Origin of the sequence: Methylobacterium soli, from assembly GCF_008806385.1 — a bacterium.
Classification (GTDB): domain Bacteria; phylum Pseudomonadota; class Alphaproteobacteria; order Rhizobiales; family Beijerinckiaceae; genus Methylobacterium; species Methylobacterium soli.
The window spans coordinates 231,824-245,221 of record NZ_VZZK01000003.1 but is presented as its reverse complement, the minus strand read 5'-3'; the positions used below and the strand labels follow the sequence as shown (position 1 = coordinate 245,221).

Annotated in this window: 12 protein-coding genes and 1 pseudogene; 4 read left to right on the top strand and 9 right to left on the bottom strand. The window is 68.6% G+C overall.

All coding sequences use genetic code 11. The annotated features are described in order from the left end of the window. Positions 1-155 precede the first annotated feature (155 nt). Positions 156-1,178, bottom strand: coding sequence for a polyprenyl synthetase family protein (locus tag F6X53_RS04930; RefSeq protein WP_150997766.1), 1,023 nt, complete (start codon positions 1,176-1,178; stop codon positions 156-158). 177 nt (positions 1,179-1,355) lie between these two features. Here F6X53_RS04930 and F6X53_RS04925 point away from each other — a divergent pair, with 177 nt between their 5' ends. From F6X53_RS04925 to F6X53_RS04910, 4 genes are all read left to right on the top strand, one after another. After that, positions 1,356-1,589 (top strand): putative signal transducing protein, encoded by a 234-nt coding sequence (locus tag F6X53_RS04925; RefSeq protein WP_150997764.1) that lies wholly within the window; start codon positions 1,356-1,358, stop codon positions 1,587-1,589. After that, positions 1,573-2,319 (top strand): tRNA1(Val) (adenine(37)-N6)-methyltransferase, encoded by a 747-nt coding sequence (locus tag F6X53_RS04920; protein ID WP_150997761.1) that lies wholly within the window; start codon positions 1,573-1,575, stop codon positions 2,317-2,319. Before F6X53_RS04925 ends, F6X53_RS04920 begins: the two co-directional genes overlap by 17 nt. A gap of 224 nt (positions 2,320-2,543) precedes the next feature. Next, complete coding sequence (gntA, locus tag F6X53_RS04915) at positions 2,544-3,224, top strand: guanitoxin biosynthesis heme-dependent pre-guanitoxin N-hydroxylase GntA (protein ID WP_150997760.1); 681 nt, start codon at positions 2,544-2,546, stop codon at positions 3,222-3,224. Continuing rightward, complete coding sequence (locus F6X53_RS04910) at positions 3,221-3,820, top strand: DUF1989 domain-containing protein (protein ID WP_150997758.1); 600 nt, start codon at positions 3,221-3,223, stop codon at positions 3,818-3,820. The genes gntA and F6X53_RS04910 overlap by 4 nt, the downstream gene beginning before the upstream one ends. A gap of 9 nt (positions 3,821-3,829) precedes the next feature. Here the strand turns inward: F6X53_RS04910 and F6X53_RS04905 are convergent, their stop codons facing one another. From F6X53_RS04905 to F6X53_RS04870, 8 genes and pseudogenes are all read right to left on the bottom strand, one after another. Continuing rightward, positions 3,830-4,558, bottom strand: a complete 729-nt coding sequence (locus F6X53_RS04905; protein ID WP_150997816.1) for an amino acid ABC transporter ATP-binding protein — start codon at positions 4,556-4,558, stop codon at positions 3,830-3,832. Between the two features lie 154 nt (positions 4,559-4,712). Beyond that, on the bottom strand, positions 4,713-5,405 hold the full coding sequence (locus F6X53_RS04900) for an amino acid ABC transporter permease (protein ID WP_150997756.1): 693 nt from the start codon (positions 5,403-5,405) through the stop codon (positions 4,713-4,715). Then, positions 5,405-6,127, bottom strand: a complete 723-nt coding sequence (locus tag F6X53_RS04895) for an amino acid ABC transporter permease (RefSeq protein ID WP_150997754.1) — start codon at positions 6,125-6,127, stop codon at positions 5,405-5,407. The genes F6X53_RS04900 and F6X53_RS04895 overlap by 1 nt, the downstream gene beginning before the upstream one ends. Positions 6,128-6,130: 3 nt before the next feature. After that, positions 6,131-7,063 carry an amino acid ABC transporter substrate-binding protein gene (locus tag F6X53_RS04890; RefSeq protein ID WP_150997752.1) on the bottom strand — a complete coding sequence of 311 codons (933 nt, stop codon included), beginning with the start codon at positions 7,061-7,063 and terminating at the stop codon, positions 6,131-6,133. 324 nt (positions 7,064-7,387) lie between these two features. Next, positions 7,388-8,962 carry a porin gene (locus F6X53_RS04885; protein WP_150997750.1) on the bottom strand — a complete coding sequence of 525 codons (1,575 nt, stop codon included), beginning with the start codon at positions 8,960-8,962 and terminating at the stop codon, positions 7,388-7,390. 316 nt (positions 8,963-9,278) lie between these two features. Continuing rightward, positions 9,279-10,874, bottom strand: a pseudogene (locus F6X53_RS04880) (aspartate ammonia-lyase). Positions 10,875-10,908: 34 nt separating this feature from the next. After that, positions 10,909-11,826 (bottom strand): amino acid ABC transporter substrate-binding protein, encoded by a 918-nt coding sequence (locus F6X53_RS04875; protein ID WP_150997748.1) that lies wholly within the window; start codon positions 11,824-11,826, stop codon positions 10,909-10,911. A 22-nt stretch (positions 11,827-11,848) separates the two neighbouring features. Next, entirely contained in the window at positions 11,849-13,129 is a 1,281-nt protein-coding gene (locus F6X53_RS04870; RefSeq protein ID WP_150997746.1) for a dicarboxylate/amino acid:cation symporter, read from the bottom strand. Positions 13,130-13,398: the final 269 nt, after the last annotated feature.

Below are 13,398 nucleotides of genomic sequence, written 5' to 3'. Positions count from 1 at the left end.
AGGGGTGCGACTTCTCCGGACAACGCGCACCCCTCACCCCAACCCTCTCCCGCACGGGAGAGGGGGGCCGTCGCGCCGAACCGGACCGGGGCTGCCGATTTTCCAGCCCGTTGCAACGCGATCGGGCGCGGCCCTCAGTGCACCCGTGCGGGCGCTCAGTGCGCCCGGGCGATGCAGAAATCCACGACCTGCAGCAGAGCGGACTTCATCCGCCCGTTCGGGAACAGCGCCAGCGCGTCCCGCGCCATGGCGCCGTAGTGACGGGCGCGCTCCACCGTGTCCTCGAGGGCCCGGTGGCGCTTCAGGATCGCGCGGGCGGTCTCGAGGTCGCCCTCGCGGACATCGCCCTGCTCCAGGGTGCGGCGCCAGAAGGCCCGCTCCTCGTCGCTGCCGCGCCGGAACGAGAGGACGATCGGCAGGGTGATCTTGCCCTCGCGGAAATCGTCGCCGACATTCTTGCCGAGGCTCGCGCTGGTGCCGCCGTAATCGAGCACGTCGTCGATGAGCTGGAAGGCGATGCCGAGATTCATGCCGTAGGAGCGGCAGGCCGCCTGCTCGGCGCGGGGACGCTCGGCCAGGACCGGCCCGACCTCGCAGGCCGCCGCGAACAGCTCGGCCGTCTTCGCGCGGATCACCGCGAGGTACTCGTCCTCGCTGGTCTCGGTGTTCTTCGCGGCGGTGAGCTGCATCACCTCGCCCTCCGCGATCACGGTGGCGGCGGCCGAGAGGATGTCGAGGGCGCGCAGGCTGCCGACCTCGACCATCATCCGGAAGGCCTGGCCGAGCAGGAAATCGCCGACCAGGACGCTCGCCTGGTTGCCCCAGTTGATGCGCGCGGCCACGCGCCCCCGGCGCATGTCGCTCTCATCCACCACGTCGTCGTGCAGGAGGGTCGCGGTGTGCATGAACTCGACGCTGGCCGCGAGCTTCACCGCACCCTCTCCGCCCGAATAGGCGCAGAGATCGGCGGTCGCCAATGTCAGGATCGGCCGCAGGCGCTTGCCCCCGGACGCGATCAGGTGGTTGGCCACCTCCGGGATCATCGCGACGTCCGAGCCGGTCCGCGACAGGATCATCGCGTTGACGCGATCCATGCCACCCGCCACGAGGGCGACAAGGTCTGACAGGCTCGCCTCCGGATCGGAGCGGCCCTCATCGAGGGAAACGACGACACCCAAGGTCCGATGCCTCCAGACCAGTTTGCTTGACGACGAAATCGTGCGGCACCCCTTCGCACGGGCTCGGTGACGCTGCAACACGCGCGACGTGACGGCACATATGGCGCGCCGGCGCCCAAAGCTGTACGCGGCGAATGCGCATGCCCCTCGCGCCCAGCCAATCGAGGCGATTCCCCGATGATCGAGTTGATCCGTACCAACGACATCGTGCTCATCGGCTTCGCCCGCTCGCTGCTCGAAGGGGCCGAGATCCCGGTGCTGGTGGCCGACGACCACATGAGCCTGATTGAGGGCTCCATCGGGGCCTTCCCGCGCCGTCTCCTGGTGCCGAACGACCATGCCCGGCAGGCGCGGCGCCTCCTCGGCGATGCGGGCCTCGCCCATGAATTGCGCGATGAGCCCCGGTCTTGATCCCGACGCGTTCCTGGGGGGCGCCCTGCGGCTGCACCAGCCGCCCCGCGGCGCGCACCGGGCCGGGACGGATGCGGCCCTGCTCGCCCATCTCCTGCCCGTGCCGTCGGGCGCGCGCGCCTGCGATGTCGGCGCCTCCACCGGCGCGGTTGGCCTCGGCATCGCCCGCCTGAATCCCGGCGCCGAGGTGGTGCTCGTCGAGCGCGAGCCCGACCTCGTGGCACTCGCCCTGCGCAACATTGGCGAGAACGGCCTCGGCGACCGCGCCCGGGTCATCCCCGCCGACGTCCTGGCGCCCGGCGCGGCGCGGCGCGCGGCCGGCTTGGTGCCGAACCTCGCGGATTTGGTCGTGACGAACCCGCCCTTCTTCGACGCCAGCCGGGACCGGCCCTCGCCGGTCCCGGCCAGGGCCGGCGCGCACACCTTCGCGGAGGCTGGGCTCGATGCCTGGATCCGCACCTGCACGGACCTGCTGCGGCCCGGGGGCGCCTTCGGGATGATCCACCGGGCCGACGCGCTCCCGGCCTGCCTCGACGCCCTGCGCGGACGATTCGGCGCGATCCGGGTCCGGCCGGTTCATGCCCGGACCGAGCGTCCGGCGATCCGGATCCTCGTCACCGCCCGGAAGGGCAGCCGCGCGGCGCTCGCGCTCCTGCCGCCGCTCGTGCTGCAGGGACCGGACGGGCGCTTCACGCCGGAGGCGGAGGCGCTGCACCGCGCGCCACCGTAACCGGCACCCGGCGGGCGCCGGCTCTGCGCGCTGCGTTTGCGCGGGGAATTGCCTGGGGATGACTCGGCAGCATTGCCGCAAGGGCGGAACTTGTCCTTCGGCTCCCGGTTTGCCACCGCTGATTGCCTTCCGGGCGCGCAGGCTGCCCACCCGGACGACAATTGGCGCCCGGTTCGGCGGTCGCCCCGCCGGATTCCGTCTCTGCGTGCCAGTACCGAGGCTCTATGCTGATCCCGAGGAACGACAGCGAGCATCCGCTCGCCCTCAAGTTCAAGGATTTCATCCGCAACCCCCCGTTTCCCTGCGTCGGCGCGAAATCGGCCCTGTCGAAGGGGCAGATGCGCATCGTGGTGGCCCGCGACATCGCCTCGGGCTGGGACGACACGCGGCTCTACCCCGCGCTCCTCGCCTTCATCTGGCGCTACCGGAAGCGCCCCGACCTGTTCCAGAGCTTCGCGGTGGTGTTCGAGGGGCCGGACGACCTCGACGAGGAGGCGTTCGAGCGCCATCTCTGGGCTCGCGCGCAATCGCTCTCGGACAAGGACAGCTTCCTGGGACAGCGCTACGACCCGCGGGTGGCCGAGGATCCGGACAACCCGCATTTCTCCCTCAGCTTCGGCGGCGAGGGCTTCTTCATCGTCGGCCTGCATCCGCGGGCGAGCCGGCTGGCGCGGCGCTTCGACCATCCGGTGCTGGTGTTCAACCTCCACGCGCAGTTCGAGCAGCTTCGCGCCGAGGGCCGCTATGAGAAGCTGCGCGATTCCATCCTGACCCGCGACGAAGCGTTCGCCGGCTCGCGCAACCCCATGCTGGCCCGCCACGGCGAATCCTCGGAAGCGCGCCAATATAGCGGCCGGGCGGTGGGGCAGGACTGGGTCTGCCCGTTCCAGGGTCGTCAGGCATGAGCGCGACGCGTCACGAGATCCCGCCGCGCTCCGGCACGGCCTTCACCCTCGACAAGGGCGACCGGCTCACCGTGATCGACCCCTGCGGCGAGCAGGTGGCGGATCTCCTCGCCTTCGCGCGGGCGGATCTCGACGAGGTGATCTCGTCGGGCCGCACCCTCGACTACGCGAGCCGCATCTACCTGACGACCGGCGATCCGATCTACTCCAACCGCTCGAACGTGCTCCTGCGCATCGTCGAGGACACGGTGGGACGCCACGATTTCCTGCTGACGCCGTGCTCGGCCGACACCTTCCGGATCATCTACGGCGACGCGCAGCCGCATCGCGGCTGCTTCGGCAATCTCGCGGCGGCGCTCGAACCTTACGGGATCGGGCCCGACCGGATCCCGGTGGCCTTCAACGTCTTCATGAACGTGACCGTGAACGGGGAGACCGGGGCGCTCAGCGTCGAGCCGCCCCTCAGCCGGGCCGGCGACCGGATCACCTTCGAGGCCGAGACCGACCTCGTGATCGGCCTCACCGCCTGCTCGGCCCTGCAATCCAACAACGGCAGCTTCAAGCCGATCGCCTACGAGATCACCCGCGCCGGGTGAGCGGCTGCTCTAATGCTGCAGGATCTTGGAGAGGAATTGCTGCGCCCGCTCGGAGCGCGGCTTGCCGAAGAAATCGTCCTTCGTGGCGTCCTCGACGATCTCGCCGCGATCCATGAAGATCACCCGGTCGGCGACCTTGCGGGCGAAGCCCATCTCGTGGGTCACCACCATCATGGTCATGCCGTCGCGGGCAAGCTCCACCATCACGTCGAGCACCTCGCCGACCATTTCCGGGTCCAGCGCCGAGGTCGGCTCGTCGAACAGCATCACGATCGGATCCATGGCGAGCGCGCGCGCGATGGCGACGCGCTGCTGCTGGCCGCCCGAGAGCTGGCCCGGATACTTGCTGGCATGAGCCGAGAGGCCGACCCGGGCGAGCAGGTCGAGGCCGCGCTTCTTCGCCTCCTCGGCCGGGCGCTTCAGCACCTTGCGCTGGGCGAGCGTCAGGTTCTCGGTGATGGAAAGGTGCGGGAACAATTCGAAATGCTGGAACACCATGCCGACCCGCGAGCGGAGCTTGGGCAGGTTGGTGGCCTTGTCCATCACCTTGGTGCCGTCAACGGTGATCTGGCCCTTCTGGAAGGGCTCCAGCGCGTTGACGCACTTGATCAGGGTCGACTTGCCCGAGCCCGAGGGGCCGCAGACCACCACGACCTCGCCCTTGACGATGGCGGTGGTGCAATTCGTCAGCACCTGGAAGTCGCCGTACCACTTGCTGACGGCGTCGATGGCGATCATCGGGATCCCGGGGGCGCCCCCCGCCTTCGGCTCGACCAGCCGGCCGGATTGCAGCCCGGAATCGGCGGGGGCGCGGGCTCCCGGAACGGCGGGCTCGGCGGAGGTCGGGCCGGGCATCGGCGATGAGGTCATGGCGCGGTCCTCGCGGGGTGCGTCAGCGGATGATGGCGACGCGGCGCTGCAGGCGCCGCACCAGGAAGGAAGCCGTGAAGCACACGGCAAAGTAGACCACCGCCGCGAACAGGTACATCTCGACGAGGCGTCCGTCGCGCTGGGCGACCTTCGAGGCGGCGCCCAGGAAGTCGGTGAGCGAGAGCACGTAGACCAGGGAGGTGTCCTGGAAGAGCACGATCGTCTGCGTCAGCAGCAGCGGCAGCATGTTGCGGAAGGCCTGGGGCAGGATGACGTTGGCCATGGTCTGCCAGTAGGTCATGCCGAGCGCGTTGGCGGCGCCGGTCTGCCCCTTCGAGATCGACTGGATGCCCGCCCGCATGATCTCCGAGAAATAGGCGGCCTCGAACAGCGTGAAGGTGATCAGCGCCGACGAGAAGGCCCCGACCTGGATCGGGTTCGGCGCGCCCGTCACCCAGGCTCCGATATACGGGACCAGGAAGTAGAACCAGAAGATCACCAGCACGAGGGGCAGCGAGCGCATGAGCTCGACATAGACCTTGGCGAAGTGCTTCAGCCCCGGCAGCCCAGAGAGCCGCATCATGGCGAGCAGGGTGCCGAGCACGACGCCCATGCTGGCGGCGAGCGCCGTCAGCGTCACGGTGAAGACCATGCCCTGCCCGAACAGGTAGGGCAGGGAGGTGGTGATGACGCTGAAGTCGAAATTGGAGAACATCAGCGCGTTCCCGGCACCGCGACGCCCCGCTCCAGGAAGGACGCGGCCGTGATCACGACGAGGTTGATGAGGACGTACAGGATCGTCGCCGCCGTGAAGGCCTCGAAGACCTGGAACGAGAATTCCTGCATCGAGCGGGCCCGGGCGGTGAGCTCGAGCAGGCCGATCGTCAGCGCCACCGACGTGTTCTTGAGGTTGTTCAGGAACTCGGAGGTCAGCGGCGGCAGGATGATCCGGTAGGCGTTGGGCAGCAGCACGTAACGGTAGGTCTGCGCCACCGTCAGGCCCATCGCGGTGCCGGCCATGCGCTGCCCCCGCGGCAGGGACTGGATCCCCGCGCGCACCTGCTCGGCGACGCGCGAGGCGGTGAAGAAGCCGAGGCACACCACCGCCGTGTAGAACGGCGCGTTGGGGAGCTGCTTCAACCACGCGCCGACGGAGGCGGGAAGCACCTCCGGCAGCACGAAGTACCACAGGAACATCTGCACCAGGAGCGGCACGTTCCGGAACAGCTCGACATAGGCCGTTCCGATCCGCTGCGCGCCCGGAGAGGGCAGGGTGCGCAGCACGCCGACGAAGGAGCCGAGGAAGAACGCGATGATCCACGAGGAGAGCGCGGTCGCGATCGTCCAGCTCAGGCCCGAGAGCAGCATGTCGGCATAGGTGCCGGTGCCCTCGGGCGAGGGCTCAAGGAAGATGCTCCAGTTCCAGTTGTAGTTCATGGATCAGTAAGCGGCCGGATCGGCGCTGTCGCTCGGATGGGCGAATTGCTTCTGCATCGCCTCGCTCATCGGCAGCTTCAGGTTGATGCCGCGCGGCGGGATCGGCTGCGTGAACCACTTCTCGTAGAGGGCCTTGCCCTCGGGGCTCTCGTAGAGCTTGGCGGTCGCCGCATCGACCACGGCCTTGAAGGGCGCGTCGTCCTTGCGCAGCATGATGCCGTAGGGCTCGGGCTTGGAGAGCGCCTCGGTGGAGATCGCGTAGGCATCGGGGGTCTTCGAGCCGGCCATCAGCGAGGCGAGCAGCACGTCGTCCATCACGAAGGCGTCGGCGCGGCCGGTCTCGACCATCAGGAAGGCCTCGGCATGGTCCTTGGCCGGCAGGATGGTGAGCCCGAGCTTGCGCTCCGTGTTCGCCTCGTTGATCTGGCGGATATTGGTAGTGCCCGAGGTCGAGACCACGGTGCGGCCCTTCAGATCCTCGATCTTGTCGAGTTTCTTGTCCTTCTTCGACACGTAGCGGGTGGCGGTGAGGAAGTGCGTGTTGGTGAAGGCGGCCTGTTTCTGGCGGTCGGCGTTGTTCGTGGTCGAGCCGCATTCGAGGTCGATCGTGCCGTTGGCGATCAGCGGGATGCGCGTCGCGGAGGTGACCGGGTTCAGCTTCACCTCGAGCTTGTCCATCTTGAGGTTCGCCTTCACGCCATCGGCGATCTTGCGGCAGATCTCGTAGGCGTAGCCGACCGGCTTCTGGTCGCCGTCGAGATACGAGAAGGGCACCGAGCTGTCGCGGTACCCGATCGTGATCGCGCCCGAATCCTTGATCTTCTTCAAGGTTCCGGTGAGTTCCTCCGCACCCGCAGGGCCGCTCGCCAGGATGGCCGAGAGGCCAAGGACGAGGGCGGCGACGGTGCCGCGGGAGCGGTGGTGTGTCGGATGCATCAACAGCCTCATGTGAATGACGATCCGCCGCAAAGGGCGCGGCGTTCCTGCGCGACGGTCAAGCGTAGCAGCGGACAGGGCCTGTGCAACCTTGATGCCGGAATAGAACATTCTTCCGCGGCCTGCGCACAGGAAAAAACGCAAGCGCGTGGAGAGCCGGCACGAATTGTCAGGAAGAGCGCGCGTGGCCGGGCCGGGGAATTCGGGGCCTGCGCGGGGACGCGCGGCCGATCGCCGGCGCAATCCGGAGCGGGCGCGATCAGGCCCGCCCAAACGGAAACCGGGCGCCCGAGGGGATCGGGCGCCCGGCTGGGACTTGGGATCTTAGAAGTCGCGCTGGACGCGGGCCCGGACCTGGAAGGCGTCCTGTGAGTTCACCGTCACATTCGGCCGGGTCAGGTCCGGCGTCCGGCCCTGCAGCAGGCCGACCCGGGTGTAGAGACCCTCGACACCGATATCGAGATCCTTCACCGGCGACCAGATCAGGCTCGCGCCGGTCACGATCTGGTTCACGTCGCGCAGGATCGGGCTGAGCGAGTAGCCCGACAGGTTCGTCAGGAACGAGGGAGGCACGTTGCCGCCGACTGCCGGGTTCGAGACGCTGAGCGCGGCGCGGGCGGACTTGTTGTACTGGATTTCGCCGTAGCTGCCGTAGAAGGCCGAGCGCCACTCGGGCGACCAGTAATGCAGGAACGAGGCGACGACCGTGAAGCTCGTCGACAGTTCCAGCTTACCCGTGATCGGGTTGATCACCGCGTCGTTGAAGTACTGAACGAACGGGGTGTTCTGGTTGAGGGTCGAGCTCTGGAGCTCGGTGGCGGTGTAGGACTGGAAGCCGGTATACGAGATCGCGCCCTCGCCATAGGCGCCCTGCAGGTAGAGCGCATCGCCCGGGGCGATGAACGGCAGGTTGAACTTCGCGCCGCCCTGCACGGCCCAGCCGTATTCGTTCGAGGGACGACGCACCGCGGCCAGGGAGGCCGTGCCGCCGTTCAGGCCGAACAGCGTGCCGGTGGGCTGACCGATGCCGACCTCGTGGACGGCGGCGGAGAGCTGGGCCGAACCCCAGGCCTGGTCGAGGCGGAGCGCGCCGACGAAGTCGGGCGTGCGGTTCTTCTGGGTGACGTCGTAGTAGACGCCCGAGGTCGGCAGGCCGGCCGCGTTGAACGCGTTGGCCACCGGCGCCAGCGAGGCGCTGGCCGTGAAGATGTTGAAGGACGAGTTCGCCGTCGCCTGGTTCGAGATCGACGAGAAGATCGGCTGCCAGCGGAAGGTCGGATCTTCGAGCGAGATCGTGGCCGACCAGCCCTCGCCGAACTTCGCCGTGTAGGCGATCAGGTTCGTGGAGGCGACGTCCGAGCCCAGCGACAGGGCCATGATCTCGAAGTCGTGGGCATAGAAGTCGAAGAACGAGGAGGCGCGACCGGCGGTGAGGCCGGCGAACTGCACGAAGGCCTTGTCGACGTTCACGTATTGCTGAGCGCGACCGAACGTGTCGGGGCCGAGCGCCGGGAAGGCGTTGCCGAGGCGCTGCTGCGAGCCCGAGGTGACGAAGTTGCCGGTGCGGCTCTGGACGTCGAGGCGCGTGAAGGCGCGCAGGGTGCCGTAGGCGGTCTGCGTGCGGGCGTCGACGTTCAGGCGCAGGGCGCCGCGATAATTCGCGAGGTCGCTGCCGCGCTGGTAGGTCGATCCGACGACGCCGGCCTCGAAGCGGGCGCGGCCCGAGACGCGCAGGCAGGTGTCCGTACCCGGGATGTAGAAGAAGCCCGCACCGTAGGCCGAGCATACGCGAACGAACTCGATCGGCACTGCCTTCTTGACGGGCAGGTCGGCTGCAAAAGCAGCACACGTGTAAAATGCGGCGGTGGTGGCAAGCAACGCCGAGATGTGACGAGACATGGTAACTTCTCCGAACCCGGAGAAGACGTTGCCAGAGCGCTGGTGGCTCTGGCAACCGATCTCACGGCTACGGTTCCCGACTCGGAACGGTCTTCAAGGAAGCGTGACAAAAAAGTCTCGCAGGCAGCATGGTGCCAAGCGGGGCAGATGCACGGGATGATTGTGCCGATTCCGGCGTGGGCGCGCCCTTGGCGCGGGGTGGGACAACCCTCGGGAGATTGCGGCGGCATCGGGCCGTGCCCGACCGGGTCGGCGGGCGCCCCGGGGGCATCGTCGGCAGGCGCGCACCCGCTGCCGAATCGGTGTGCGGCCTCGCTCAGGCGCGGGGCGCGCCCGGCGGCCCGGCCCGGCGCACCCGGGAGGGCCGGGTCATCGCCTCGAGTTCCAGGAGCTCCTCCAACTGGGCCTTCGTGAGCAGACCCTCCTCGAGGACGAGGTCGGCGACCGGGCGATCCTCCGCCAGCGCCCGCTGGGCGACCCGCGAGCAGGCCTCGTAGCCGAGCGCCGGGACCAGGGCGGTGACGAGGCCGATCGAGCCGTGGACGAGGCTGCGGCAGCGCGCGCGGTCCGCCTCAATGCCCTCGATGCAGCGCTTCGTCAGGGTCTCGACCGCCGCGCTCAGCATGCGGATCGAGGACAGCACGCAATACCCGATGGTCGGCTCGAAGGCGTTGAGCTGCAATTGCCCGCCCTCGGCGCAGAGGGTGACGGTGAGGTCCTGCCCGATGACCAGGAAGGCCACCTGGTTCACCACCTCGGGGATCACCGGGTTGACCTTGCCGGGCATGATCGAGGAGCCGGCCTGCACGGCGGGCAGCCGGATCTCGCCGAGGCCCGTGCGCGGGCCCGACGAGAGCAGCCGCAGGTCGTTGCAGATCTTCGAGAGCTTCACGGCGACCCGCTTCAGCACGCCGGAGAACAGCACGAAGGCGCCGAGATCCGAGGTCGCCTCGATCAGGTTCGAGGCGAGCAGCATCGGCTGTCCGGCCGCCCGCGACAATTCCTCGACCGCCAGGGCGGCGTAGCGCGGGTCGGCGTTGATGCCGGTGCCGATGGCGGTGGCGCCGAGATTGACCTCGCGGAACAGCGCGGCGATCTCGGTGATCCGGGCCACATCCTCCTTGATGGTGGCGTGGAACCCGTCGAATTCCTGCCCCAGCGTCATCGGGACGGCGTCCTAGAGCTGGGTCCGGCCCATCTTGAGGACGTCGGCGAATTCCACCGCCTTGCCCTTGAGCGCGTAGGCGAGGTCGTCGAGCGCCCGGATCAGCGGCTCGGTGGCGAAGATGACGGCGAGGCGCAGGGCCGTCGGGTAGGCGTCGTTCGTCGACTGCGCCATGTTGACGTCGTCGTTGGGGTGCAGCGCCTCGTAGGCGCCGGGCGCGCGGCCCATCAGCCCGAGGGCGACGTTGGCGATCACCTCGTTGGCGTTCATGTTGGTGGAGGTGCCGGCCCCGCCCTGGATCGCGTCGACCACGAAGGATTCGGCGTAGGCCTTCTCGGTGGCGACCAGCGCGCAGGCCCGGTCGATCGCGTCCGCCTTCTCGGGGGCGAGATAGCCCAGCCGCCGGTTGGCCCGGGCGGCCGCCTGCTTCACCAGCGCGAGCGCCCGCACGAATTCGGGGAAATGCTCGACCGGCACCCCGGTGATCGGGAAATTCTCCACCGCGCGCTTGGTGTGGATGCCCCAGAGCACCCCCGCCGGCACCTCGGCCTCGCCCAGGAGGTCGTGCTCCGTGCGGGTGCGGGCCCCCTCCATCGCGACGGTGCGGACGGTGGCGACCGCGAGGTCGGGCGCCTCGGCGCCCGCTTGCCCCGTCCCGGCGCGCGGCTTCGTCGCCCCGCGTCCATTGCCGGCCCCGCGCCCCTTGCCGGCGCCGCGCGTCCCGGATGCCTCGCTGGCCTTCGCCATCCGCCCCTCCCGACCCGCTCCGGCGACCGGGCCCCTAATCCTGCAGGCCGATCACCTGGAAATTGGTGCGCAGCTCGTCCGACATCGGCACGTTCAGGCGCTCGCCGTTCGGCAGGCGCTTGAGGAACCATTTCTCGTAGAGCCAGCGCAGCTCGCGCGATTCGGCGAGGCGCCCAAAGGTGCCCGCGACGACGCCCGCGAAATCCGGGTCGTCCTTGCGGAACATCAGCCCGTAGGGCTCGAAGGACAGCTTGTCGGGCAGCACCTTGAAGGAGGCCCCCTCGGGCCCGGCCCCGGCCAGGAGCCCGTAGAGCAGCACGTCGTCGAGGCCGAGGGCGTCGGCGCGCCCGTCCTTCACCATGGCGAAGGATTCCGCGTGGTCGCGCCCGGTCACGATGGTGGCGGGGATCTTGAGCTGGGCGAAGAGGCTGCGCAGGGCCCCCTCGTTGGTGGTGCCGGCCGTCACCGCCACCTTGCGGTCGGCGAGGTCGCGGTAGGACTTCACCGGCGAATCGCGCCGCACCAGGAGCTTCGTGGCGCTGAAATAGGTGACCGGCGAGAACGCGACCTGCCGCCGGCGCTCCGGGTTGGCGGTGGTCGAGCCGCATTCGAGGTCGATCTTGCCCGAGACCACCGCCGGGATGCGGTTCTCCGAGGTCACCGGCTCGTAGCGCACCGCGAGGTTGGGCAGACCGACCTCCTTGGCGACGTCGTCGACCACTTCGAGGCAGAGGTCGAGGGCGTAGCCCACCGGCTTGCCCGTCGCGTCGAGGAAGGAGAAGGGCAGCGAGCTCTCGCGGTAGCCGAGGGTGATCGCCCCGCTCTCCCGCACCTTCTTGAGGGTCCCGCTCAGCACCTCGATGGCGGGGGCGGGCGTGACGAGGCCGAGGAGCGCGAGGGCCCCGAGGCTGAGAGCGGCGAAACCACGGGCTGAGCTGGCGCGGGCTAACATGGGGGCGACCTCCGGATGGGGCCTATTCCGCGGGCTCCGGCAGCGGGTTCACGTCGCGGTCGAGCCGCTGGTCCGTCGTGGCGAGCTGCCCCTCCCACTTGGCCACCGCCACGGTGGCGACGCTGTTGCCGAGGACGTTCGTGGCCGAGCGGCCCATATCGAGGAACTGGTCGATGCCGATGATCAGCAGGAGGCCCGCTTCCGGGATGTGGAAGGTCGCGAGCGTCGCCGAGATGACGACGAGCGAGGCGCGCGGCACCCCCGCCATGCCCTTCGAGGTGACCATCAGCAGGAGCAGCATGGTGAGCTGCTGCCCGAGGGAGAGCGGGATGTTGTAGGCCTGCGCGATGAACATCACCGCGAAGGTGCAGTACATCATCGAGCCGTCGAGGTTGAACGAGTAGCCCATCGGCAGCACGAAGGAGGTGATGCGGTTGGGCACGCCGAAGCGCTCGAGATTCGCCAGGGTCTTGGGGTAGGCCGCCTCGCTCGAGGCCGTCGAGAAGGCGAGGACGAAGGGCTCCTTGATCAGGTCGAGGAGCCGGCGGATGCCGCCGCCGCCGACGAGGAAGAAGCCCGCCAGCACCAGGAGGCACCAGAGCATCGCGAGGCTGAAATAGAATTCCAGCATGAACTTGGCGTAGGTGACGATCACCCCGATGCCCTGCGTGGTGATGGTGGCGGCGATCGCCGCGAAGACCGCCACGGGGGCGAAGTTCATGACGTAGCCGGTGATCTTCAGCATCACGTCGGCGAGGCACTCGATCCCGACCGCAAGCGGCTTGCCCTTCTCGCCGATGGCCGCGAGTGCGACGCCGAAGAAGACCGAGAACACCACGATCTGCAGGATCTCGTTGTTGGCCATCGCCTCCACGGGGCTCTTGGGCACCAGGTGGATGACGAATTCCTTGAGCGAGAGCGAGGCCGCCTTGAGGTTCGTCGAGGCGCCCGCATCCGGCAGCGGCAGGTTGAGGTTGTCGCCCGGGCGCAGGATGTTGACCATCACGAGGCCGAGCAGCAGCGAGCAGAGCGAGGCGCCGACGAACCAGAGCAGCGCCTTGCCGCCGACGCGCCCGACCGAGGCGGTGTCGCCGAGATGCGCGATGCCGACCACCAGGGTCGAGAACACCAGCGGCGCGATGATCATCTTGATCAGCCGCAGGAAGACGTCGCTGATCAGCGCGATGTAGCCGGCGATCTCCTTGGCGGTCTGCGGGTCGGGCCAGGTGATGCTGCAGAGATACCCGACCGCGATGCCGAGCAGCATCCCGATGAAGATGTAGGTGGTCAGCCTTGATCGCATCGGGATCTCCCACGGACGCCGTCGAAGCGCACGCCGGTCGCAGGTGCCTTCGATCACGCTAAGCAGGAGACAGGCCAGATGCTGCCGTTCTGCTCGAGAAAACCGGGATCTGGGGCGTGGAGATCTGAAGTCGCGAGATCGTCCTGCGTTTTAGTCGAGCGGGCGCGCCGTCTCCGCATCCCGGCGATCGGTCAACTCGCCCGGATGCGGCCTCGGGTCAGAGGCTAGCCGGTTCGCGCGCCACCGCAAGGCCTCGTGTCAACGAAGTC